This window comes from Bacillus sp. FDAARGOS_235 (genome assembly GCF_002073415.2).
In the GTDB taxonomy this organism is placed as follows: domain Bacteria; phylum Bacillota; class Bacilli; order Bacillales; family Bacillaceae_G; genus Bacillus_A; species Bacillus_A toyonensis.
In genome coordinates this window covers 3,977,439-4,001,499 of sequence record NZ_CP020437.2, presented here as the reverse complement: position 1 = coordinate 4,001,499, position 24,061 = coordinate 3,977,439, and the positions used below count along the sequence as shown (strand labels likewise).

Annotated in this window: 29 protein-coding genes; 9 read left to right on the top strand and 20 right to left on the bottom strand. The window is 35.1% G+C overall.

Annotated features, from left to right (window positions below; all coding sequences use genetic code 11):
- Positions 1-5: 5 nt before the first annotated feature.
- A complete protein-coding gene (locus A6J74_RS22840) occupies positions 6-602 on the bottom strand; it encodes a helix-hairpin-helix domain-containing protein (protein WP_000989947.1) in 597 nt (198 codons plus the stop codon).
- Positions 603-679: 77 nt separating this feature from the next.
- Here A6J74_RS22840 and comER point away from each other — a divergent pair, with 77 nt between their 5' ends.
- The gene (gene comER / locus A6J74_RS22835) at positions 680-1,507 is read left to right on the top strand and encodes a late competence protein ComER (protein WP_001020544.1); all 828 of its coding nucleotides are present in this window, start codon (positions 680-682) and stop codon (positions 1,505-1,507) included.
- A gap of 172 nt (positions 1,508-1,679) precedes the next feature.
- Here comER and A6J74_RS22830 read toward each other — a convergent pair whose 3' ends face one another.
- The 8 genes from A6J74_RS22830 to A6J74_RS22795 all read right to left on the bottom strand — a co-directional run bounded on the left by A6J74_RS22830 (position 1,680) and on the right by A6J74_RS22795 (position 6,812).
- Entirely contained in the window at positions 1,680-2,429 is a 750-nt protein-coding gene (locus A6J74_RS22830; protein ID WP_000873061.1) for a class I SAM-dependent methyltransferase, read from the bottom strand.
- Positions 2,426-2,782, bottom strand: coding sequence for a ribosome silencing factor (rsfS, locus tag A6J74_RS22825; protein WP_000653199.1), 357 nt, complete (start codon positions 2,780-2,782; stop codon positions 2,426-2,428). Before rsfS ends, A6J74_RS22830 begins: the two co-directional genes overlap by 4 nt.
- Entirely contained in the window at positions 2,779-3,348 is a 570-nt protein-coding gene (yqeK, locus tag A6J74_RS22820; RefSeq protein ID WP_001078253.1) for a bis(5'-nucleosyl)-tetraphosphatase (symmetrical) YqeK, read from the bottom strand. Before yqeK ends, rsfS begins: the two co-directional genes overlap by 4 nt.
- Positions 3,338-3,907 (bottom strand): nicotinate-nucleotide adenylyltransferase, encoded by a 570-nt coding sequence (locus A6J74_RS22815; RefSeq protein ID WP_001226034.1) that lies wholly within the window; start codon positions 3,905-3,907, stop codon positions 3,338-3,340. Before A6J74_RS22815 ends, yqeK begins: the two co-directional genes overlap by 11 nt.
- Before the next feature lie 138 nt (positions 3,908-4,045).
- The gene (gene yhbY, locus A6J74_RS22810) at positions 4,046-4,339 is read right to left on the bottom strand and encodes a ribosome assembly RNA-binding protein YhbY (RefSeq protein ID WP_000955228.1); all 294 of its coding nucleotides are present in this window, start codon (positions 4,337-4,339) and stop codon (positions 4,046-4,048) included.
- A gap of 4 nt (positions 4,340-4,343) precedes the next feature.
- On the bottom strand, positions 4,344-5,174 hold the full coding sequence (gene aroE / locus A6J74_RS22805) for a shikimate dehydrogenase (RefSeq protein ID WP_000812082.1): 831 nt from the start codon (positions 5,172-5,174) through the stop codon (positions 4,344-4,346).
- A 15-nt stretch (positions 5,175-5,189) separates the two neighbouring features.
- Entirely contained in the window at positions 5,190-6,296 is a 1,107-nt protein-coding gene (gene yqeH, locus A6J74_RS22800; protein ID WP_000140803.1) for a ribosome biogenesis GTPase YqeH, read from the bottom strand.
- A gap of 3 nt (positions 6,297-6,299) precedes the next feature.
- A complete protein-coding gene (locus A6J74_RS22795) occupies positions 6,300-6,812 on the bottom strand; it encodes a YqeG family HAD IIIA-type phosphatase (protein WP_000765312.1) in 513 nt (170 codons plus the stop codon).
- A 246-nt stretch (positions 6,813-7,058) separates the two neighbouring features.
- Here A6J74_RS22795 and sda point away from each other — a divergent pair, with 246 nt between their 5' ends.
- Positions 7,059-7,214, top strand: a complete 156-nt coding sequence (gene sda, locus A6J74_RS22790; protein ID WP_000850093.1) for a sporulation histidine kinase inhibitor Sda — start codon at positions 7,059-7,061, stop codon at positions 7,212-7,214.
- Between the two features lie 138 nt (positions 7,215-7,352).
- Here sda and A6J74_RS22785 read toward each other — a convergent pair whose 3' ends face one another.
- On the bottom strand, positions 7,353-8,141 hold the full coding sequence (locus tag A6J74_RS22785; RefSeq protein WP_001254986.1) for a phosphatidylserine decarboxylase: 789 nt from the start codon (positions 8,139-8,141) through the stop codon (positions 7,353-7,355).
- Between the two features lie 294 nt (positions 8,142-8,435).
- On the bottom strand, positions 8,436-9,149 hold the full coding sequence (gene sigK / locus A6J74_RS22780) for an RNA polymerase sporulation sigma factor SigK (protein WP_000051382.1): 714 nt from the start codon (positions 9,147-9,149) through the stop codon (positions 8,436-8,438).
- A 260-nt stretch (positions 9,150-9,409) separates the two neighbouring features.
- On the opposite strand from sigK, the gene A6J74_RS22775 reads away from it, so the two are divergent.
- Positions 9,410-9,640 (top strand): hypothetical protein, encoded by a 231-nt coding sequence (locus A6J74_RS22775; protein WP_000667452.1) that lies wholly within the window; start codon positions 9,410-9,412, stop codon positions 9,638-9,640.
- A gap of 43 nt (positions 9,641-9,683) precedes the next feature.
- Here A6J74_RS22775 and A6J74_RS22770 read toward each other — a convergent pair whose 3' ends face one another.
- From A6J74_RS22770 to A6J74_RS22760, 3 genes are all read right to left on the bottom strand, one after another.
- Positions 9,684-11,177: a YcdB/YcdC domain-containing protein gene (locus tag A6J74_RS22770; RefSeq protein ID WP_001072079.1), complete on the bottom strand. Its 1,494-nt coding sequence runs from the start codon at positions 11,175-11,177 to the stop codon at positions 9,684-9,686.
- A gap of 91 nt (positions 11,178-11,268) precedes the next feature.
- Positions 11,269-11,418 carry a 50S ribosomal protein L33 gene (gene rpmG / locus A6J74_RS22765; protein WP_001265617.1) on the bottom strand — a complete coding sequence of 50 codons (150 nt, stop codon included), beginning with the start codon at positions 11,416-11,418 and terminating at the stop codon, positions 11,269-11,271.
- Between the two features lie 144 nt (positions 11,419-11,562).
- Positions 11,563-12,189: a nitroreductase family protein gene (locus tag A6J74_RS22760; protein ID WP_000931468.1), complete on the bottom strand. Its 627-nt coding sequence runs from the start codon at positions 12,187-12,189 to the stop codon at positions 11,563-11,565.
- Positions 12,190-12,539: 350 nt separating this feature from the next.
- Here A6J74_RS22760 and A6J74_RS22755 point away from each other — a divergent pair, with 350 nt between their 5' ends.
- On the top strand, positions 12,540-13,190 hold the full coding sequence (locus A6J74_RS22755) for a GTP pyrophosphokinase (protein ID WP_000456209.1): 651 nt from the start codon (positions 12,540-12,542) through the stop codon (positions 13,188-13,190).
- A gap of 28 nt (positions 13,191-13,218) precedes the next feature.
- Here A6J74_RS22755 and A6J74_RS22750 read toward each other — a convergent pair whose 3' ends face one another.
- Together A6J74_RS22750 and A6J74_RS22745 are read right to left on the bottom strand one after the other, a co-directional pair.
- Positions 13,219-13,686, bottom strand: coding sequence for a hypothetical protein (locus A6J74_RS22750; protein ID WP_001210413.1), 468 nt, complete (start codon positions 13,684-13,686; stop codon positions 13,219-13,221).
- 54 nt (positions 13,687-13,740) lie between these two features.
- Positions 13,741-15,126: an alkaline phosphatase gene (locus A6J74_RS22745; protein ID WP_000714919.1), complete on the bottom strand. Its 1,386-nt coding sequence runs from the start codon at positions 15,124-15,126 to the stop codon at positions 13,741-13,743.
- A 261-nt stretch (positions 15,127-15,387) separates the two neighbouring features.
- On the opposite strand from A6J74_RS22745, the gene A6J74_RS22740 reads away from it, so the two are divergent.
- Together A6J74_RS22740 and A6J74_RS22735 are read left to right on the top strand one after the other, a co-directional pair.
- Complete coding sequence (locus tag A6J74_RS22740) at positions 15,388-16,221, top strand: GNAT family N-acetyltransferase (protein ID WP_000706708.1); 834 nt, start codon at positions 15,388-15,390, stop codon at positions 16,219-16,221.
- 15 nt (positions 16,222-16,236) lie between these two features.
- A complete protein-coding gene (locus tag A6J74_RS22735; protein WP_000808868.1) occupies positions 16,237-17,121 on the top strand; it encodes an alpha/beta fold hydrolase in 885 nt (294 codons plus the stop codon).
- A 41-nt stretch (positions 17,122-17,162) separates the two neighbouring features.
- On the opposite strand, the gene A6J74_RS22730 is transcribed toward A6J74_RS22735, so the two are convergent.
- The 3 genes from A6J74_RS22730 to A6J74_RS22720 form a co-directional block, all read right to left on the bottom strand.
- Positions 17,163-17,663 carry a DoxX family protein gene (locus A6J74_RS22730; protein WP_000236610.1) on the bottom strand — a complete coding sequence of 167 codons (501 nt, stop codon included), beginning with the start codon at positions 17,661-17,663 and terminating at the stop codon, positions 17,163-17,165.
- 264 nt (positions 17,664-17,927) lie between these two features.
- Positions 17,928-18,464, bottom strand: coding sequence for a hypothetical protein (locus tag A6J74_RS22725; protein WP_000935638.1), 537 nt, complete (start codon positions 18,462-18,464; stop codon positions 17,928-17,930).
- Between the two features lie 18 nt (positions 18,465-18,482).
- On the bottom strand, positions 18,483-19,085 hold the full coding sequence (locus A6J74_RS22720) for a histidine phosphatase family protein (RefSeq protein ID WP_000779723.1): 603 nt from the start codon (positions 19,083-19,085) through the stop codon (positions 18,483-18,485).
- 169 nt (positions 19,086-19,254) lie between these two features.
- Here A6J74_RS22720 and A6J74_RS22715 point away from each other — a divergent pair, with 169 nt between their 5' ends.
- Together A6J74_RS22715 and A6J74_RS22710 are read left to right on the top strand one after the other, a co-directional pair.
- On the top strand, positions 19,255-19,593 hold the full coding sequence (locus tag A6J74_RS22715; protein ID WP_000871278.1) for a hypothetical protein: 339 nt from the start codon (positions 19,255-19,257) through the stop codon (positions 19,591-19,593).
- A gap of 70 nt (positions 19,594-19,663) precedes the next feature.
- Positions 19,664-19,786 carry a DUF4023 domain-containing protein gene (locus tag A6J74_RS22710; RefSeq protein ID WP_000071861.1) on the top strand — a complete coding sequence of 41 codons (123 nt, stop codon included), beginning with the start codon at positions 19,664-19,666 and terminating at the stop codon, positions 19,784-19,786.
- A 41-nt stretch (positions 19,787-19,827) separates the two neighbouring features.
- Here the strand turns inward: A6J74_RS22710 and A6J74_RS22705 are convergent, their stop codons facing one another.
- A complete protein-coding gene (locus tag A6J74_RS22705) occupies positions 19,828-21,066 on the bottom strand; it encodes a TolB family protein (RefSeq protein ID WP_000819444.1) in 1,239 nt (412 codons plus the stop codon).
- 229 nt (positions 21,067-21,295) lie between these two features.
- Between A6J74_RS22705 and A6J74_RS22700 the strand changes: the two genes are divergently transcribed.
- Positions 21,296-24,043 carry a S8 family serine peptidase gene (locus A6J74_RS22700; protein ID WP_080609597.1) on the top strand — a complete coding sequence of 916 codons (2,748 nt, stop codon included), beginning with the start codon at positions 21,296-21,298 and terminating at the stop codon, positions 24,041-24,043.
- Positions 24,044-24,061 lie beyond the last annotated feature (18 nt).

The following is a 24,061-nucleotide window of genomic DNA, read 5'->3' as shown; positions in this document are numbered from 1 at the left end:
ATCTTTTACGGAATAATAATTTGATCTTTTATTTTTTCCAAAGACTTCACACCAATCCCATCAATCTTTAATAAATCTTCTATTTTCTGAAACGGACCATGTTCCTCTCGATATTTCAAAATACTTTCCGCTTTTCGAGAGCCAATGCCTGTGATTTTTTCAAGTTGCTCTTTAGAAGCTGCATTTATTTGAACTTTCCCTTCCCCCTTTGAAGAGGTAGCCAAATCTTGCACTTGCTCATTTTTATTGGGTACATAAAGAATCATTTGGTCTTGTACAATTTGTGCTAAATTCACCTTCTTTATATCTGCCTCAGGCAAAAAACCACCCGCCTTTTCAACGGCATCCTTGAACCGGTCCCCTTCCTTCATTTCATACACCCCCTCTTTAACAACGGCCCCTTTCATATCAATTAGTATTTTTTTCTGTTCCTTTGCATCTAATATTTTCGGTTTACTTTTTTTCTCTACATCTTTCGCCTGAACATCCGTTGCAATGACCGATCGCTCTGTATGCTGGTTTGTTTTCCAGAAAAAAAGAAAAAGTACAGTTACAATAATAACTACTAACCCCAACCATTTTTTCGGAAAATCCCACATCATTTTACACCTCTAATCATAAATTTATAACATCATTCATATTGTTTAGGAGAAAGCTGTTACGAAGGAGGGATGAAACATTGAACATAGGAATTATAGGGACAGGAAACATGGGGAACATACTAATCGATGCATTTTTAGAGACCCGTGCTGTCAAACCTTCGTGCCTTACAATCATTAATCGGACACCTGCCAAAGCATATCATATAAAAGAAAAATACCCTTCTATTCATATAGCCAAAACAATCCCAGAAGTACTCGAACAATCACAACTTATTTTTATTTGCGTTAAACCAAAAGATATATACCCTATCCTACAAAAATATGCTGAACATTTTTCTGATGAAAAGTGCTTAGTTTCTATCACAAGTCCAATATCTCCATCACAATTAGAGACACTTGTACCTTGCCACGTCGCACGTATCATTCCGAGCATTACAAACCGCGCCCTATCTGGCGCATCATTATTTACATTTGGAAGTAAATGCTCTGAAGAGTGGCAACAAAAACTACTTCGGCTATTCAAAAAAATTTCTACTCCACTTGTAATAGAAGAAGATATAACGCGCGTTTCATCTGATATAGCAAGCTGCGGCCCTGCATTCTTTAGTTATTTATTACAATGTTTCATTAACGCTGCTGTAGATAAAACAAATATTACACATGAAGAAGCTACTACTTTAGTAAGTGAAATGGTCGTTGGAATGGGGAAATTACTTGAAAAAGAGATTTTCACATTACCTACCTTACAAGAAAAGGTATGTGTCAAAGGCGGCGTTACAGGAGAAGGTATTCTAGTTTTAGAAGAACATGTTGGAGATATGTTTCATAAATTAATCGAACGGACACACGAGAAGTTTGATGAAGATTTAAAATGCGTTGATCAGCAATTCAATAAACACACATAATAAATACGCCATCGCCATTCCAAATCCTTTTTATTAATACGTATCTTTTTTATGCTACATTTTCACTAAAACTAGCATTTTTGTACTTTACATGTATCATCTTTTTAATATTCTAGAAATGAAATCAAATCTTTTCTAAAAAACAAAAGCAACCTTATCGGTTGCTTTTGTTTTATCCATTCTTCTTCGCCATAAAAAAGATGCGCTCTGTTTGTTCTGTCACTTCAATTCGTTCAAAGTCTCCTGTGACGCGAAGCACTGTAAATCCAGCCTCTTCAAGCCATTTCGTTAATTCTTCAACCGAATATGCTCGTTGCACGTGACATTCATCAAAACGATGATATACATCTTCTTCTGGATCTTGTACAAAGAATGTCAAATCATGTTCCACACTATTGGATTCTTCTCCAGGGAAACAGTTCCAAATAAGTGATATTTCCTCGCCATTCACTGTATATGTTTCATTTTGAAATACGTGATGTATTTTATATAAAGAGTGTACGTCGAATAAAAACAAGCCATCTTGACGTAAATGATGGAAGACTCTTCTAAACGTTTCTTGCACTCCATCTTCTTGCAATACATAGTTTAACGAATCACAAAAGATTGTTACACAATCAAATTCACCAGGAACATCAAGTTCTCTCATATCTTGTTGGTAAAAAGGAAGAAAATAACCTTCTCCTCCTAATTTCTGCTGTGCGACAGTTAACATTTCTTCTGAAAGATCTACACCAGTTAAATCATAACCTTTTCGCATAAGCGGTAGTGTTACGTTACCAGTTCCACATGCTACATCAAGAATTTTTGCCTCTTTCATGCCCGCATGCTGCAAACTTTCCTCTGTGAACTCTACCCATTTATCATACGGGACATCATTCATCAGTTCGTCATACAGTAATGCAAATTGTTCGTATTTCATTGATCTAACTCTTCAGTAATATCTTCACGTGGTACATCGCCCCATAGACGCTCTAAATTGTAGTGATCACGCTCATCTTTATGGAATACATGAGCAACCACATCACCAAGGTCTACTAATACCCAACGAGCCTCATCAAAACCTTCCATACGTTGTACATTAATTTCGAATTCATGCGCCTTCGCTTTAATTTCACGCGCAATTGCTTGCACCTGTTTATCAGAGTTTCCGTGACAAATAATGAAATAGTCTGCAATTGGTGAAATCCCTTGCATATTTAGTACAACCATATCTTCTGCTCTCTTATCATCAGCTGCTTTTGCTGCTAATACTAATAAATCTTTATCTTTCATTTAATAATTTCCTCCTTGATAACTGCATTGTATGTTTGGAATGTTAATGGATAAATCGTTTGATTTTTTTCCATTAAAAATTGAATTGTTCGCTTTAAAGCAAACAGTAACGCTTGATTTATATCTTTATATGCGAGTTTTCTCGCTTCTTCTACACCAGGAAACTTACGCCCCGGCTCAATGTAATCTGCTACATAAATCACTTTATCTAACATCGTCATTTTCTCATGACCACTTGTATGGTATGTAATAGCTTGCAAAATTTCAGGATCCGTAATGCCTACTTCTTTTTCTACTAAGTATGCCCCAACAGGTGCATGCCATAACTCTTTGTTATAGTGAAGTAGATCCTTCGGCAAACCTTCCCTCTTAATAATCTCTTCCATTTCTGAAATCGCTCTACATTTTGCATAATCATGAAAGATAGCAGCTGTTTCTGCCTTTTTCTCATCTACATCATATAAACGAGCCAGTTCAATCGCTGTTTCCATTACACCTATTGTGTGTACATAACGCTTTTCATGCATTTGTTGTTTCACAATATGAAGTGCTTCCTCACGATTCATACAACCCATTCCTCTCGATATATACCTGTACTTTTTCCGGAAGTAAATATTTGCACGTTTTCTTCTCCATATACCTCTCACGTAACAAAGAAGAAGAAACTGCAAACTCTGGAATTTCCACTTTTACAATATTATAAGGCGTATGCAATGTATAACCTGGTCTCGTAACTCCAACGAAAGTTACAAGTGTAAGTAACTTTTCAATGTTATACCACTTTGGCAAATACTCAACCATATCTCCACCAATAATAAAGTGGAACTGCACATCCGGATACTTTTCCGTTAATTGTAACATAGTGTCATACGTATAAGATGGGCCTTCTCTGTTTAGCTCTTCTAAACAAATTGAAAAGTATGCTTCTTCCTCAGTCGCAAGCTCTAACATCTTTAAACGACTTTCTACACTTGTAATATTCCGCCCTTGTTTATGTGGCGGAATTTGATTTGGCAGGAACCATACTTCTTCCAAGTCCAAAGCGTGATATACTTCATTTGCAATTAGCAAATGCCCATAATGAGGCGGATCAAATGTACCGCCAATGATGCCAATTTTTCTCAAAAGAAACGCCCCTTCCTTTTACATACAGCAACTCTCTTCCTATCAATTCGAAGAGAGTTCACTGTTAATAAAAGTTCAATTGGTTTCGCTCTCTACATCATTAAGCACTAGCAATAAAAGTACCGCATGCTAATCTTTTTATCGAGGAAGCTTAATTTGTTTATTTTCTCTTGATTCTTTATATAAAACAATTGTGCTTCCAATTACTTGAACGATTTCAGCACGTGCACCTTGTGCAAGTTCTTCTGCAACTTCACGACGATCGAATTCACAATTTTGTAGCACGCTCACTTTAAATAATTCACGAACCTCTAATGCTTCTCCAATTTGTTTCACCATATTTTCATTTACGCCGCCTTTTCCAACCTGAAAAATTGGTGTTAAATGATGTGCCTGTGCACGTAAAAATCTTTTTTGTTTTCCTGTTAACATATAATTAGCCTCCAAGCTTTCTCATTACTAATTGTTTCATTCTATCAATATTTGGCACGCGTCCTGTCCACATTTCAAATGCAAGTGCCCCTTGATAAACAAACATATCAATACCATTTTGAATGATTGCACCTTGCTCTTTTGCCTCACATAAAATTTTCGTTTCAAATGGATTATAAATTATATCTGATACAATTGTTCCTTCTTTTAACGAACAAATTTGTAATGGCGTATGTTCGACATGCGGATGCATACCTCTTGTTGTCGTCTGAATGATAATATCATAATTCCCTTGTTCTTCTGTCGCTTTTTCTAACGATAAAGCAACAGAATGAACATCAGCCGCACATGCAGCAATAAGTTCTTTCGCCTTATCGACTGTACGATTTGCTACATCAATTTCTTTCACACCTACATCAGCAAGAGAAAAATAAATAGCTCGGCTAGCACCACCAGCGCCAAGTAATAAAATACGTTTCTCTTGAAGTGGTTCACTACTAATTGACTGTAAGGCTCGGACAAAACCGATTCCATCTGTATTGTAGCCAATTAATTTTCCATCCTTATGAACCACTGTATTTACTGCACCAATTTGCCTTGCTAGTGGGTCAATCTCATCCAAATAATCCATAATAGCAACTTTGTGCGGAGTTGTTACATTAAATCCTGAAATACCTAACGTTTTTAAACCTCTTACTGCTTCCCCTAGCCCTTCTTCTACAAGAAACGCATGATAATGGGCATCCATATTCAAGTGTTCAAATGCATCGTTATGCATAACGGGCGATAATGAATGTCCAATTGGATTTCCGATTACACCATATAATTGTTTCATAAATCCCTCTCCATATTAAATTAAAGATTTACGCAATGAAACACTTACTCCTTTTGGTACGTGAGCAACAATTTTTGCTCCTGATTCGTTTACAGTAACCCATCCTAATCCAGAGAATACAACGTCCGTTTTCGGTTCACGAATATTAAACTCGTATTTCACCAGCTCAGGCATATTTTCTAATTCTTCTGGTGTTGGCGGGCTTAGTAAATCTCCGGCATGATTTTTATACAATTCATCTGCTTTCTCAAGCTTTGTACGATGAATTGTTAAACGATTTGAGAAGTGACAAGTAAACGCACGACGACCACCACTTACATAATCAAAGCGTGCCAATCCACTAAAGAATAATGTTTGTTCCTCATTTAATTGGAATACCATCGGCTTAATTTCTTTTGTTGGTGTAATAAGCTTTAAGCTTTCCTTTCCAACATAATGAGCCATTTGATGGTGGTTAATAATACCTGGCGTATCATATAAAGAAGATTCTTCGTCTAATGGAATATCAATTAAGTCAAGTGTTGTTCCTGGGAAATGAGATGTTGTAATTACATTTTCAGTCTCATCACTAAATTCTTTAATCATACGATTAATAAATGTAGATTTTCCTACATTCGTACATCCAACAACGTAAACATCTTTGCCGTCGCGATAATACTCAATAGCATCCGCTAATTCAGCAATCCCTTGTCCCTTCGCTGCACTAATTAAAAAGACATCCTCTGGCTTTAATCCTAACTGCTTTGCACTATAGCGCATCCAATGCTTTACTTTATCATGTTTTACTGACTTAGGAATTAAATCCGCCTTATTTCCTACAAGTAATACTTTATTATTTCCTACGAAACGATGTAAGCCAGGTAACCAGCTACCATTAAAATCAAAAATATCTACAATCTTGACTACTAATGCATCTGACCTTCCAATTCCATTTAGAATGCGTAGGAAGTCATCATCTGTTAGCGATACATCTTGAATTTCATTGTAATGTTTCAAGCGAAAACAGCGTTGACAAATCACTTGCTCTTTTTCTAAAGATGAGGCAGGCGCATACCCAACTTCATTTTTATTTTCTGTTTGAATTTCTACACCGCAACCAATACATTTAATTGTTTCAGTCAAACTTTATTCCTCCCAGTTAATTAAACCTTTTTTCTTCATATTTTTCATAATTCTTCGTTCAATTTTTCGATTAAAGCGAGTCACCAATCCATCCGTTTGCGCTACTGGCACAACTAAGATTGTATGAAGTCCTACACGATTTCCACCAAGCACATCTGTAAGCAACTGATCCCCAATTACTACAACTTCATCCGGCTGCAGGTGCATCTCTTGTATCGCACGCTTAAATGCACGAACAAATGGTTTACGTGCACTATGAATAAATGGAATATTTAATGGATCAGCAAAGTCTTTCACACGTTGCTCATTATTATTCGAAACGACCGTTACTTGAATGCCTTGCTCTTTCATTTTTAAAAACCACTCTTCAAGTTGCGGCGTTGCATTTGGACGATCCCATTCAATTAACGTGTTATCTAAATCAGTAATAACTCCTTTAATTCCACGTTTTTTCAAATCTTCTGGTTGAACATGATATACATTTTTCACATATTCATTTGGTAAAAATAATTTCAATTTCTTTCACCTCTTTGAGGATTTTTCATAAAATTTTTCGACAACATTTTTCGATATACAACCTGTGGATAAAATTGTACACACTTTCCACATTAATTTTTCAGTCAATTTGGAATTTACTAACAATCTATACACAATTTATCCACTGTGGTATGTGGATAACCACTTGTTTGTGACTGTCATATTTTTTTGGTACATTAAATGCAACAACGAATCAATCCTTATATTATTAGGAGGTGACTCACCTTGAAAACAAAACATATGGAACAGTTATCTACTGAGTTACTCACTGAGTCTTATTATAAAGCAAAAGAACTAAAATTAAATCCCGACTTCATTTTACTTATAAAACAAGAAATTATTAGACGCTCATTAGAGGACAAGCTTGCCAAATCTTCTTGAGTACATATAGATTACTAATAACCTGTAAAAAGAGCCATCCTACGATGGCTCTCGAATAAACAAGTACTCCCATCTAGGGGATTTCATCATTAAGCATCTTTGTCCATAACTCTTATTTACGATTATAAAATCTTCTCTTTACTTGTGAGTTAATCGAGTAGCAATTTTTTCACCGAGACGAAGTTCTTGTCCGCTCTTCAAATTCTGCACTACTTCTATCATATCTTTTTCAAACAATAATACAACTGTTGAACCAAATGTAAAGTATGCCATTTCTTCACCTTTTTGAACAGTACTTCTTTCATGCAAAAGCTCAATACTATTAACAAACATAGCCCCTACTTTTACAAGTGCCATATGTTCGCCGTCACTATTCACTTCTGTAACAGAACGATAATTTTTTGACAGTGGTTCTTTACCGTATTCCATACCAGCTGCATTTACCGGATATGATTTTCTACCGAGTACAAATCTTTCAGTCACAGCCCCAGAAAGTGGACTATGAATGCGATGATAATGACTTGGACTCAAATAAATGACCATGTATGTACCGCCTGCATATCGCTTTGCACGTTCTTCATTACCTAGCATATCCACAATTGAATAACGCTTACCTTTAATATCAAATGTTTTTGTATCCTCAATAGGACCGTGGTCAGCAAAAACACCATCAACAGGGCTAACGATACTCGATGTATCTGTATCAATACTACGCTTTCCTTCTTTTAGCCTACGCGTAAATAAGTCATGCAATGTTCTATATTCCTTCAAACCCTTTTCCATCTCATCTTGATTAATTTGAAAAACTTTCGCATATGATGGAATTATGATGGAGCTCAAACGAGATTGTGCAAATTTACGTAATATATAAGAAGTAAAGCGACCATTTGTAAGTTCTATCATAAGTCGATATAATGTACGTCGCAAATTGCGAAACCTCCTAACCAGTCTATAACTTTAGTTTTCCCTTATTTTCTTTCTATATCATATGTAAAACTGGTTCTTATTCCCACATATCATATAGAACTGTTCATTATGCAAATCGAAAACTAAGTTAAGTATGGTATTATTCTTAAATTGTTTAGCACCCTCTAATATTACAGATAGAATCCGTCATTTTCAACAGTGAACATGTATTTCTTCTTAATACAACTCGTTTTCTTTCCTTATTTACAAAAAGAAAAGCAGCCCATTTTAAAATTTGGCTGCTTGCAATGCACATTATTCTTTCGCTTTTTTCTCTTTCTCTGCTCTTACAAATTCATGGAACATTTTCATTAACGCACGCTTTTCAATTCTTGATACGTAGCTCCTTGAAATACCAAGTGCCTTCGCAATCTCCCGCTGCGTTTTCTCCTTATCAAGCCCAAGTCCAAAGCGCTTTACGATAACTTCTTTCTCTCGTTCGTCTAAAATATCGATATACTCTTTAATCTTTTCTAACTCCATACTAAGCTGAATCATATCAATTACATCTTCAGACTCAGATTTTAATATATCAATAAGCGATATTTCATTCCCCTCTTTATCTTGCCCGATCGGATCATGAAGTGAAACGTCTTTTTTCGTTTTCTTTAGTACACGTAAATGCATCAAAATTTCGTTTTCAATACAGCGTGCTGCATACGTCGCAAGCTTTGTTCCTTTCCCTGCTGAATAACTCTCAATTGCTTTAATGAGCCCAATTGTACCAATTGAAATTAAATCTTCTGCATCTTCTCCTGTGTTTTCAAATTTTTTAACGATATGAGCTACAAGCCGTAAATTATGTTCAATTAAAAGATTTCTCGCTTGAGCATCACCTTGCTCCATTAACTCTAAGTACTTTCTCTCATCATCTGATGATAACGGCTGCGGGAACGCATTGTTCTTCACATAAGAAACAAAGACAAACACTTCTCGAACCATATATCCAATTGCGGCGAATAGACTCAAACCTTTCACCTCCGCCAAAATAGTGGTCTTTATTATGTGTATGTGGGCGTGAGGTTGTTTGTGTCTGTACGATATCATTCCAATATGTTTTTACGCATAATATTTGTCTCAAAAAGCTTTGCTACATATACTTAAACAAAAGATTGGAGAGTGGAATATGAAACATTTCATTACCCTCTTGTTCATAAGTAGCTGGTAAGAGATGAACTCCTTGTACGCTCTTGCAAGCTACTTGTACTACAAGGAGGGATTATACAAATATGAAATTTGAAAGAACACGTGCTTATACAAGGCACCAACGTCAGCGTACGATGCGCCGAAAGATGATTATCGTAAAACATGCATGGGGACATACACCTAAAACAGCTGGTATTTTTGCAAAAGGAAAAATTCACTGTTCCTGTGGAATGTGCACAACAAAGTGGAGAACAGAAGGACCACCTGCTAGTGTACAAAAGTGGTTATACAAAATCGATATATACGAAGAATAAATCGTTATTTCTAAAAAAAGGTCTTCTCTCGAAGACCTTTTCCTTATTCACTCCAAATTTTCTCCCCAGTATGCGCATCAATATAACGAATTTCTCGACTACAATCGAAGGATTCTTTATGATTTTCATCCGTTGTTTGTTTATACAGTAGTACGTAGTTCGTTTCCTCTACATCATTTTCTAAAAACCATTCTAAATTCACTCGCATGGCCCCTCTGTATATTTCTAGCGCTTTTTCTTTTGTTATTTTTATTGTTGTTTCATATGTAAGTAATTCTTTTATAAATTTGCTAGACTCTCCGGAGTAGTGCATCACAGCACCATTTTCTGCATTGATATTGACTCTAAATTGGTTATACTCTGCTGGAATACCATTCACATATACGGAAAAGGTAAACCTTTCAATCCCATCTTCTGCTTCTTCACGTTCTTCCCAAAGACGTAGATATTGTGTGACATCTGGAATAACTTGTTCCAAAAATTGAAGTGCTTTTTGTATGCATTCCTCTCTAGACAGTATTTGCTTTACTTCATTATCGTCTGTCAGTTTTATAAAACCAGTTAATTCATTGGTAGATTTATCAATCATAATGCCAACAAAATTATTATATTTTAACATCGGTAAATGCTTTTTAAAAAATTCATTCATTAAATATGGATTCTTTTCTTCTTTCTGTTTCTGTAATTCCTCTTTCGGAACAAATTTCATCCTTATTTCATAATCATTTTCCTTCTCAGCAACTTTTGTAAAATTTTCTTTATCCCAATCAAACAAATCGAATATATCATCTTGTCGAATACCTTTTTTCGGGTTTTCAACAGCTACAGTTAGAGGCAATTTATAATGATCTGTTCCAAACAAATCTTTACCTGTACTTGCATCAATAAACGCATGACTAGGTTCTGGTTCATATACGAGATGATACCCTTTTACTTCCTCACCATTTTCATATTTACATGGGGAATGTGTTAAATCTACAAATACAAGTCTCATATCTTGTCTAGCTTTCAGATTTTCTAAAACGACGTTCTCCTCAACAATTTCACTTGGCCATAACGGTTTTTTCTCAATAGCTTTTTGTCCATTATAACGAAAATGTACAACATTGCCTGAAGGATGAACTCGCACAACACACCCTGCATTCCGTAATGGGTAGCCATTCACTTCTTGCATATAATTTACTTCTTTCCACCCACGCCTGTCATCCTTAACCGTTATATATGTATAAAACTCATATCCTTCTTTTGTATATTTTTTTAAGAATGCATTTGCAATCTCTCTTGCTTTATTCTCATCTATCGCTTCCTTACCACTCGAAAAATAAATTTCATCATCTATACTAAATTCAATTAAATTACCAGTATGTCTATTCAACGTAATTTGTATCGTTCTCTCCTCATCCTCTTTATGCTCCCACCATACTAGATGATATGGGTCATCCACACCTTCTTGATCATCTACAACAAGCCTATATTCATCTGGAATGTCAATCATATGAGCCACTTGCTCTTTTCTTTCTTTATCTTTTTGATTCATCATACCTCTCCCTGCGTTACAATTTAAGGTAATTATAACAAACAAATCCAAAACTTATTAATAAAAAAAGACTAGAGAAATCTCTAGTCTTTTACTTCGTTTCACGATGTAACGTTACTCGCTTTAATCGTGGACAATATTTTTTTAGTTCGATGCGCTCGGGATTGTTTCGTTTATTTTTTTTAGAAATGTAATTACGATCACCGCACTCCGTACAAGCTAATGTAATATTTACACGCATATGTAATTCTCCTCTCTTTCAAAGATTGCAACTAAAACGTAATGATTACGATTTATATATTATATAACTTCATTCTATTTGTCAATCACACAACAAAAGGATTCTAAATAGAACCCTTTTGTTTTTAGTAATCTATCATTTTGATTAAAACGATTCGTATGTAACGAACTCGCTAATTGGCTTTCGATATCCTCTAGGACGAATTTTAGTGGTATCACTTTTCCCTATCGTAACCATTAAAACAGGTACTATATGCCCTGGCATATTCAACTCATTTTGTACTGCTTTTTCATCAAAACCAATCATTGGACACGTATCATAGCCGTAATATTTAGCAGCGTACATAAAAGTCATTGCGCTTAACGAAGCATTTCTAATCGCTTCCTCTTCCATGAAGCGCTCTCCTTTTCTTTCATATAACCCTTTCGTTTGCCTAATTGTATCTTCATATTCACATTCATCAATCATTTTTAAAACCTTCATACCAAAATAAATATTTTCAACATTTTGATACGCTCTCTTATCACCACAAACAAGCACTACAGCAGATGCACTCGCTACTTTATATTGTCCGAAAGCTAATTCTTTTAATTTTTCTTTTCGCTCTTGATCACGAATTACGACATAATGTGCATGTTGCAAATTATAACAAGAGGGGGAAAGCTTTGTTAACTCAAATATTTTTTTAAAATCCTCATCAGGGATTTCTATGCCTTGTATAAATTTCATTGCGGAACGCCTAGCAGTTGCCAATTCTTCAAAGTTCAACATATATCCTCCTTAATAACTATAAATTTAAATATACATTAATTTATACAAATGAATAAATCAAATTAAAACACTTTAAATTACAGATAATAATTATGATTTACAAAAAAAAGACAAAAAGCTGAAACAATTAGTTCATACGAAATTCACATGAATCTATTACTATAGAAGTTGTACATAGTGAATTTATTAACAATCACGTTTACTCATATAGAATCTCACTCGAAAGGAGTTGAAAGTATGAAAACTAAATATCGTTTTATGATCTCATCATTTGCTGCTTGCGCTTATATGATTTGGTATTTAGTATAAATAACAACCTCACTTGTAAATAGGAAAAGGTGTGTATATAAATGGAATATAATCAATCAACAGTTAACTACTGGAAAGCTTTTGTATTACCGTATACATTTGCTTTAGAAGAGTTAAAAACAAAATTTGAAATTATGAACCGGGAAGCTCAATTTTTAGAGGATTACAACCCGTTTGAACATATAAAAACTAGACTAAAACAACCTGAAAGTATTATAAAAAAGCTAGAGCGAAAAAACTTATTGCCAACAATTGAAAATGCTCAAACAAATTTGCAAGATATCATTGGTATTCGTATTACATGTTGCTTCGTAGAAGACATCTATCATTTAAAAGAAGTAATTCAAAAGCGTGAGGATATGGAAGTCATAGAAGTAAAAGATTATATCGCTAACCCAAAAGGAAACGGATATAAAAGTTTACACATGATTATTAAGTATCCCTTATCACTAAATTCTGGTACAAAAGATGTATTTGCAGAAATTCAGTTACGTACACTTGCAATGGACTTTTGGGCAAGTTTAGAACATAAACTTTATTATAAATATGAAGGAAATATACCTGAATATTTAAAAGATGAACTACATGATGCAGCAATGAAAGCTGAAGATCTTGATAATAAAATGGCAACCATTCGCCAAGATATTGATGACATTGAAGCATGCTCAAATCAAATTCTGTTACCACTATAAAAAAGGTTCTCTTCAAGGAGAACCTTTTTTATTTCTTCTCTATCGTGCGGACCTCTTCGATCTTCCAGGTCTCATCTTCTTTTCCAAGCGCATACTGTACTTTCTTTTGAATAGCAATTTCCCCATCTAATTCTTTTTCCTTTGTTTCAACAATGATATATCCTGCTTTACTAGCTTTCATATCTATATGTTCCAATTCAATTTTTTTATTTCCTTTTTGAAAAGCTGCTTCTTTTTGTGTTTTTAAGTCTTCGGCACTAGGTAGCTTCTTTGAAAATAACTCCATATGTTCAGCAAATTTTCGTTCATTCGTCGTCCGTACAAATGCCTCAATAACATCTTGAATAGACTGTTCTTCCTCTTTCGTTATCTGTACTTTTTCTTCAGTTTTTTTCGTAGTAGGTTTTTGTTCTATATTATTCTCTTGAGGTTGACATCCAACTAGCAATGATACAAAGAATAGAAGAAAACTTAAATTCCGTAAAAAAAATCTCATCTGTCCATCTCCTAAAAAGAAAAGTGAGGCATTTTGCCTCACTTTCGTTCATAATTAGCGTCTTCCTTTATTCGGGTCGCCACCACCAACAATATCAAAGACACGTTTCGCTATATTTGTATTCTCTTGAACACCGGAGAATAAGTATTTACCTGGTCCAAATGCATATACGTTTACATCTTCACCTGTATGTCCACCTGTTGTCCACCCTGTAACCGAACGCTTATTGAAGATATCTTCAATCGCATTATCAATCTTCGTTACATCTTTTGATGGAGCTATATCATTTACAGCTTTAATTTCTTCTGGTGTTAATTGTAAATCGATATATTTTTTCAATGTTTCTTCTACATTTGCACCTTTTGCAATCTCATTTGCCATAAAGTCTGGTGTACGTTTTGCAGCTTTAATTGGATCTACTTTAAAGTTGTACTCACCATTCGCACCTAGAGATAATCCACCTGTAGCGTGGTCTGCGGTTGCAACGACTAACGTATTTTTATCTTTTTTCGCAAACTCAATCGCTGCTTTAAATGCTTTTTCAAAGTCCTCCATTTCACTCATTGCACCGACAATATCATTATCATGCCCAGCCCAGTCGATTTGACTTCCTTCAACCATTAAGAAGAAACCATCTTTGTTTTTGTTTAAACGTTCAATTGCTGCATTCGTCATTTCTTCTAGTGAAGGTGTTTTCTCATTGCGATCAATCATTTTATCTAAACCGCCTGGTGCAAATAAACCAAGGATTTGATCATTTTTATCATTTAACAATTGATCTCGATCTGTTACGTAGCTATAACCAGATTTCTTAAACTCTTCTGTAAGATTACGATCTTTTCTAACAAAGTTCTTTACACCGCCGCCAAGCATAACATCAACTTTATGCTTCCCTTTAATTTTTTCATCAAAATAATCATTTGCAATTGCGTCCATATTTTTACGGCTAATATCATGAGCACCGAAAGCAGCTGGTGTTGCATGTGTAATTTCAGAAGTCGCAACAAGTCCCGTTGATTTCCCTTTTTCTTTCGCTTGTTCAAGAACAGTTTTCACTTCTGCTTTATCATTATCAACCGCAATTGCCGCATTATATGTTTTAATCCCTGCTGACATAGCTGTTGCCGCTGATGCAGAGTCTGTAATATTTTCATGTTCATCTTCCGGATATGTTTTTTGTGTTCCTACAAGATGCTTATCAAATTCTGTAGATTCCATCTCGAATGTTTTTGGATTATCCTTCATATAACGATGAGCCGTCATATATGAAGGACCCATGCCATCTCCAATTAACACAATAACATTTTTAATCTTTGCATTGTTTCCGCTCTCATCTGCATTAACCTCACTAGAACGTGTAAAATTCCATGTTGCTACCGAAGTAACTGCTAACGACGCCACAACTGCAAATGGCCATGCTTTTTTTACAAACTTTTTCACTGTCTTGTCCCCCTAATTAGGTTATTCATTTCCCACTATCAAATTTAATAGAAGACTGTTAAGGGAAAATTAGTTATATGTAAATTTTTTGTTAACTTATGTAAATATAAGTTATAATTTGTATAAGTTTGTCTTTTCATATCAAGCATCGTTCCCTTTACAATCTAAATATAAACAAGTTGGATTCCCTTTAACGTAAACCTCTTATTTTACATTTCGAATCTATTTTTATGAAAACAAATAGAAATGTGGTGTACTTTTATGAAAATAGTAAAGCTAAATGAATCTTTCATTGTTGAATTACTCAATCTTTGCAAATCTGTTGGATGGTTACAAGATGAAATCTTTATGAAAAAACAATTCAAAATGTACCTCTCTATTGGCACACTTGTAGGTTATATTCATGAAAATAAACTCATTGCAACTGGAGGTGTATTTCCCTTTACAAGTAGCTTTTCTTCCATTGGCATGTTAATCGTTCATCCTCATTTTCAAGGGCGAGGAATTGGACGTATGTTACTAGATAGCTGTTTGAAACACGCTCACTCAAAACAACCAATTGCACTTATTGCAACAAAAGCTGGCGAGCCCTTATACACATCATGCGGATTTCAAACAGTAACGACGATACATCGTTTTGAAAAACAAACTACTAAGACGAATACCGTTCAAACACAACAAGTGAAAGAAAAAGACCTTATCTCTATTACCTCTCTCGATGAAATTGTAACTGGTGCCAATCGCTCTCTACTCTACTCATTATTATTACCAAGAGCTGTACACTCTTTTAAAATTGAGAGAAATAACTGTATAGAAGCTTTTTCCTTCTGTATACAGAAAGGGAATATTTTATGTATCAATCCACTTATCGCAAAACAAGAGGAAGATGCTATTCGATTATTAAAAAAGATTTGTGAGTGTTGGCATGGTATCGTACGAATTGATGTCCCGCATTCACAATTTACATTTCGTAACTTTCTTCAAACAGACAATTTCCAAGAAACGCTCCTTTCACCTCTTATGATAAAAAATGGTAGCCAACTTCCTGGAAATCGTAATATGCTATTTGCTGTGATAGATACAGCATTATGTTAGAAAGGAGACAACTAATTGAAGCAGTTTAGCTATTTTATGGTAGGTTGTCTTACTCTTACACTATTAGTAGGATGTAGTGCAGCAGAAAAGCCAGTAGAACAAGTAAAACAAGTTAAAAATACAATTACAGCAAAACTAGCTACCGAGGAAAAAATGGTAGAAATAGACGGTCAAACGATTTACTTTAAAAAAATCGGTAATGAAAAACCACCTTTACTTATGATCCATGGATTTGGAGGATCATCAGATGGTTTCCAAAAGATTTATTCCGATTTAGCAAAAGATCATACGATTATTTCTGTAGATGCTTTAGGATTCGGGCGTTCATCTAAGCCGATGGATTTTTATTATTCTTTCCCAACTCATGCAAATTTGTATTATAAGTTAATGAAAAAACTAGGGTATGATTCATTCGCAATATTAGGGCATTCGATGGGTGGAGAAATTTCTCTTAATTTAACATATTTATACCCTGAAGCGGTTACCCACCTTATTTTAACTGACGCTACAGGTGGCCCTCATACATTCGTTCATAAACAAGGATCACCAAAGCCACAGTTGTCGACTGATTTAAGTGCCGTTTCTTCAATTGCAGATTATGATGAGAGCAAAGTGAAATTCAAGCGTAATGATGAAGAGCATTATAATAAAATGAAGTTATGGCCTAGACGACTTAAAATCAATGCAAATGAAATGAAACAACCAACTTTAATTATATGGGGAAGAAATGATAGTAGCGTTTCTTGGAAAGAAGGAGAAACGTATCACCAATTCTTAACAAACAGCACTTTACATATTATTGAAAAAGGTTATCACGCACCATTTCGCCAAGAACCACAAGAATTTGTAGGGTATGTAAAAGACTTCTTTAACAATAATCCGATCCAATTTGAAAAATAACATAAACGGGTATCTCATTTTGAGATACCCGTTTTCATATATTAAGCAGCTTGCTTTTGACGTTTTTGAGTTTTTGATCCCAATACTTTCGGGATAATGAAACCATCCATTCCAAATTTCCCAGCGTTCATACCGGAAACAAGAACAAACATAGATAAGATAACCATCTCAGGGTTCACACCGATTGACCCACTAAACATATAGGAAAAGTTCATTACAAGGCCAAAAAAGACCGCTGTTTTTGTTAAACAGCCTACAATTAAACCAATTCCAACTAAAATTTCTCCCCATGTTACAAGTGTATTAAACAAATCTACATTTGGAATTGCAAATTCTTGTAAAAATGATGCCCACCAAGATTGAACAGCCGGTTGTGCTCCTTTAGATTTTTCAATTGCACCTTGTAAATAACCCGTTGCATCGAATCCTTTTCCTTGTAGTTTACCAATTCCAGCCATTAACCATGTGTAACCAAGATATACTCGAATTACTGCTAATACAAAAGAAACTGCTTTGTTTTCTCTTAAAAATTGAATAACCATATCTTCCTCCTAAAGGTGTAATTAAGTCAGTTACAGATAATATAATAACATTAGTTACTTATTTTTCAAACGTTAATTATGAATAATTTGTGTCATACATATTAAACATTAAAAACTAACGTTTATATAGTAACTTTTATTACCTATAAAAACTTGAACATATCATACCACAGGTGATAATCATTTTCATTGAAAAAATTGTAAAAAAAATGTGTGCTAAATGTGAAACGTGTTTATTCTATATTTAAATAAACACGTCTCGCACTACTTATATAATCGAAAAGTATCGGTCTCTTCATCAATTAATCTCGCTTCTTGAAAGGCTTCTTCTAACGTTTTGTCATGGTTAATAACACTGTAAAATAAGCGTATTGTAAACATAAGCGCTGCATTCCCATCTACGTAATCTATCGACCCAATATACGATTTCGCGCCACTATATAAAAATGATTCTGCTAATTCCCCCCCCCCTAACGTGCACCCACTATTTACAATATGTGTATTATGCAATTTTGCATATTTATAAATTTCTTTCGCTCCAAAGTTCCCTCTCGGTTCATCTTGTTCGTAAATATCTTCACCTAACTCTTCCATGACAAACTTTCCTTCCTCACCATGAAAGCAAAAAACAACATAATTGATATCGTTATATAAGTTCTTTCCAGAAAGAATTTCCACGAAATCATTCGGCCTACCAATCCAATATGTCACAACTCTTGCCCCAAAATATTCAAGCGATGCTCGGATTGATTGTGCCTCTAAATCAGAATTAAAGCCAACTACTAGTGCAACATTCAACATACACCCTCCATCCTATAATTAGATCTCCTCAATCAAACTATTAAGGGATACATCCATTTTATATATACCCGTTTCTTTCAAAAAATCAGATCTAGTTAAAACGACTTTCTGTAAATATTGCCGATACGCTGTAATTGTCCCGTCGTGAGATACAATGCAAATTCTTTCCGCCCCCAGCTCATAACACCAAAGAAGAAATTCATCTACTATTTGCTGAAAACGATTCTCTGAAATAGTATTTATACCTTCCGTCCATAACTGCTTATTTGTACTTTTCGCAATCGAAAAATGTGGAAATAAATTTGTTATTATTCCTTGATCTACTATGTGATCACATGGTAATGTTTTCGCTCCTTCTCGATAAGGAAAAATACGTGGGGATGCATATGGATGAACGATTTTTTGACAAGCTACTTTCTCACTCCATATCGCCGCCGTTTGTAAAGTTCTAAGTGTAGGGCTAGCGATTAATATATCTGTTTTCTGTAATGGTACATTGAATTGAATGAATCCAGCCTGATTCCTTCCCTCATCCGTTAATGATGGATTCAACATTTGTAAACTTGCCGGCAAATCCTTTGTATGTTCTCCTTCACCGTGCCGAACAAAGACGAGTTTCATACCCATCCTCCTCTCTCCATGAAATCCTTCAACATAATTTCTTCCCTATCTCATTCATTATTCCTGCTATAAAAAAACAATATGTAAAAAGTATTTGACATAAATAACAGGAAAATATTACAATTGCATATGTAAAATACTTTTTACAAGGAAGAGGGGAATTATAAATATGAAATGGATAACCATCTTAATTGGAATGATTATATGGGGATATATAAACGGATTTTTTAGTAGTGATAAAACTGCTAATCCTTGGATTACAGATGATGAACGAGAAACAAAAATTAAACAGAAAGCAATTATTGCAAGCTGGTCCGGTGTTTTTATGTTTTGTACCATTAACCTCTTAAACAAATGGTTAGGTGTAGAAACAAACAATACATCACCTTACTTACCATCTTCTATCGCAACTATTTTAAAAGAAAATATAGAGTTACAAATTTTATTTATGCTATTTATTACGTATGGCATCTTTTACATATACTACCGAAGAAAATTAAGCGCTTAACTTTTTATCTCATGATTATCCTCCTAAATGGTTATAGTAATTAGGACGAAATGAAAGGAGCGATAGAAAAATGAGTAACTCGAATGATTTTTTAGATACACTGCATGAAAAACAAGCAAAAGATGAACAAAATAGAAAACGTCAGGGGAACGGAAACCCAGCGAAAAAGAAGCCAAATAAAACACATAAATAACAATAAAAAACCTGCCTAAAATTATCTTTTAGGCAGGTTTTTTATTCTTCTTTCACCGAGATAACATTTTCCCAATTCCATTTCTCATAATACCACTCTGGTACATCTATATTTTCAATCCACTTCATTTCATGCTTTCCATCTTTATGAGCAAGCCATACATCCGCTTTCTTACGGTCTGAACGTATCCATATTAATTGATTACTCTTATTCATGAAGAGCGGATGATAATCTCCTTGCCTATGAGGTGGCTTTGTGATTCGATGTTGTTCGTCGCTTGTACTATCGATTTCATATAAAGATGGTAGTGGTCTTTTTTCTGGTGGAGTTTCTATCCCCGCCTCTTTTGCTCGTGAAACGATAATTACGTTATCATTCTTCCATGTAAAATCCCAATCGACATATCCTTTCGGTGTAAATGTGTTCTGTTGAAGTGCTGGCAATTCTTTTACTTTTAAATGTTTATTCTCTAACGCAACTCTCCCGCTTCCTTCAATATAGGCCAATATATTGTTGGCTGGCGCCCATTTGAACCATTGTGTGTTTAATAACATTTGATCTACCTTTTCAAAACGACTACCATCTGCACGAACTAAGCAAAGCGTATTGCTATCAGCTGACCATGAAGCTGTCGGTACTGCTAAAAATGAAATCCACTTTTGATCTGGCGACCACCGAAAGCCACTTGCAACTAATGCTAGGAAATCATCATGTTCATTTGGTAATGCATACAAATGCTTCATTTTATGAGGATTCATATGTGCATCTTTTTGTACTTCATATAGCTGGGCTCCTGTCCACCCTGTTGGAAGTAAATGTGCTTCAGATGATACAAAAAACTTCTTTCCATCAGGATACCATGCATAATCTCCTACACCTGCCGATACATTTTCAAAATCTGTATTCTTTTTTTCTACATCAAATGTATTTAATGTACCTGTAAATATAAATGCAATTATATTTTCTGTTGGTGACCATTGATAATTCGATGCTTCTGAGTGAAACGGCGTAACTTTCTTTCCATCTTTCAGCCGATATAACTCAAGACTACCTTCTTTCTTTCCTTTTACATATGCCAGCCACTCTCCATCATGAGACCACTTTGGCCCTGTTATATACTCTCCTTTTGTAAGTTGTTTCTCTTTCCCCTCAACTTTAATCCAGAGGTCATGATGACGAATAAAAGCAATTTTCGCTTCATTATTTTCTGCGCTACTATTAATGATTGAACATAAAAATAAGACTAACATTGTACCAACGCTTACTATGAACCGTTTCATAATACCCCTCCATTTCCCTCATAGCATTCCTCAATGTCCACCTACAATATGTAAAAAATACCTATTCGACATAATCAGAAAAAATTTCCCAAGAAATTTTAAATTCATAGAGGATTGGTATGAATTATGCCGAAAATATAGTTTATCTAACATCCGATTATGTAATTCGAGATAAATTTGTAAGATTAACTTTCGGAATATTGACACTTTTTTATCGGGGGGAGTTTCTATGAAAAAAACTACATCTACACTACTGAGTATGGCGCTCGTCTTTTCCAGTTTTGGAGCTTTAAGCGCCCATGCTGAATCACTGCAAAAAGAGAAGCAATTTAGTCCACAGTTAAAAGCAAACATTACACAATGGGGAGAAAATAAAATTGCGCAAAATGTTGAAACAAAAACATCAAAAGAAATATCTGTCATTGTAGAATTGCAACATGCTCCACTCGCTTCACAAAGTAACATTCAACATGCTCCAGATTTACAAAATAATAATGCCCAGTCTTATCATGCGCAACTAAAAAAAGCACAAGAAGATACTACTAAGAAAATAAAAGAAAAAGCACCGAAAGCAACGATAAAAGAAACGTATAGTACGTTATTTTCTGGGTTTTCTATCTCTATTCCAGGGGATCAACTTACCGCTCTAGCTTCTTTACCTGAAGTAAAAACAATTTATCCAAACTTAACATACAAATTACATGAAACGTCAAAAAGTCCGGCTAATCAAGAAACACCAAATATTGGAGGGCCGACAGTTGGTGCGCCTGAAGCTTGGAATTTAAAAGATCCGACTGGCAAACCACTTGATGGAAAAGGAATGAAAGTCGCTATTATCGATTCAGGTGTAGACTATACACACCCTGATTTAAAAGCAAATTATATCGGCGGCTATGATACAGTCGATGAAGATAATGATCCGATGGACGGAAACGTACACGGTACTCATGTTGCTGGAATTATCGCTGGTAATGGAAAAATAAAAGGGATTGCTCCAAATGCCTCTATACTTGCTTACCGTGTCATGAATGATGGGGGTACTGGTACAACCGAAGATATTATTCAAGGTATTGAGCATGCTATTCAAGATGGTGCCGATGTTTTAAATCTATCTCTTGGTCAAGATTTAAATGTACCCGATCAACCTGTAACAATGACGCTAGAACGGGCGGCGAAACTTGGTGTTACTGCGGTCGTATCAAATGGAAATGATGGACCCAAACCTTGGTCTGTAGATGCACCTGGGAATGCAAGTAGTGTCATCTCTGTTGGAGCATCTACAGTTTCTATTCCATTTCCAACATTCCAAGTAGCTGGTTCCAATAAATCTTACCAAGGATTACCGTTATCAAAATCGGATTTCCAAGTAGGAAACGATGCCCAGCTTGTATATGTTGGATACGGTAATCCAAGTGATTACGCTAAACAAGATGTAAAAGGTAAGTTCGCGCTTGTCTTACAAGGGACTTCGAGCACGTTTGTAAAAGCTGAACAAGCAAAACAAGCTGGCGCTCTCGGCGTGCTACTAATTTCTAACGAAAAAGAAATTAATATTATGCCAGAATATTTTGGTCGTGAAGAAGTAGCTCTTCCTGTTATGCAGCTATCCAATACGAATGGCGAAGAGTTGAAAAGTTTAATTACAAAACGAAAGAAAAATATAAAAATTGGACAACCAAAACAAACAGAACTTATTGGTAATTTTAGTTCAAGGGGACCATCACAAGGAAGTTGGCTTATAAAGCCTGATGTTGTTGCACCTGGCGTACAAATTACAAGTACAGTACCAAGAGGTGGCTATGAATCTCACAATGGGACAAGTATGGCTGCGCCGCAAGTAGCTGGAGCCGTTGCTCTATTACGTCAAATGCATCCTGATTGGACGACAGAACAATTAAAATCATCTCTTGCCAATACAGCCGAAACATTAAAAGACGTAAATGAAAACACATATCCTGTTATGACACAAGGATCGGGCTTAATTAATATTCCAAAAGCAGTAAAAGCGGACGCATTAGTTACACCAAACAATGTAAGTTTCGGTCTAATTAAACCAAATAGCGGAAAAGTAAAATTAACACAAAATATTACACTACAAAATCTTTCTAGCAAAAAGAAAAACTTTTCAACTCGCATTGAACTATTAGATACAAAAACGAAAGTTCAAACTTCTTTCGCTTCTTCTGTGAGCGTAAAACCGAATAGTAACATAGAAAAACCTTTTACCATTACTGTGGATAGTTCTTTGCCACAAGGTGTATATACAGGGAATGTATATGTAAAAGAACAAGGTAAGACAGAAGAAATACGTATTCCATTTACATTTAGCATTGATCCAAAAGAATACAAACGTATTGATGGCCTTGAAATTGTTAATTCTACTTTCAGTCCAAATAATGACCAAATACTAGATGACAACCTTATCAATTACTATTTAGTTACACCCGTTGAGGATGTAACGTTTCACGCTAATTTAATTACGAAAGACCGAGTAACCTATCAAGGTATCGTTTATCAAGGTAAAAATGAAACACCAGGTTATAAATCTTTCAAATGGAATGGTACAAAAGTTGGTGGATCCCCTCTGCCTGACGGCTTATACCAAATTGAAGCTGTTGCTTCTAATTCTGGTGGAGAAACGAAACAAACAGGGGCTGTGTTTGTCGACCGCACTGCACCTAAATTAACACACGAAGTTGATCAAGAAAATCTCATAATTAGAGGGAAAGTAACTGATATACTGTTAGATTGGATGACAGAATCCGGATGGGTTGCTCCAGGGCATCCTGTCACGATACAGTATGAAATTAACGGGAATGGTACATGGGAAAATGCATTCCTGAACCATTGGGAGAAAAACTACGAAATTTATTTCGATCGTAGTCAATTACAGCAAGGAAAGAATACAATTCACATTGTAGCAACTGATGCCGCTGGAAATACATCTAATTTGAATGTTGATTTAGAAGTGAAATAATTAAATTATTGTTGACAA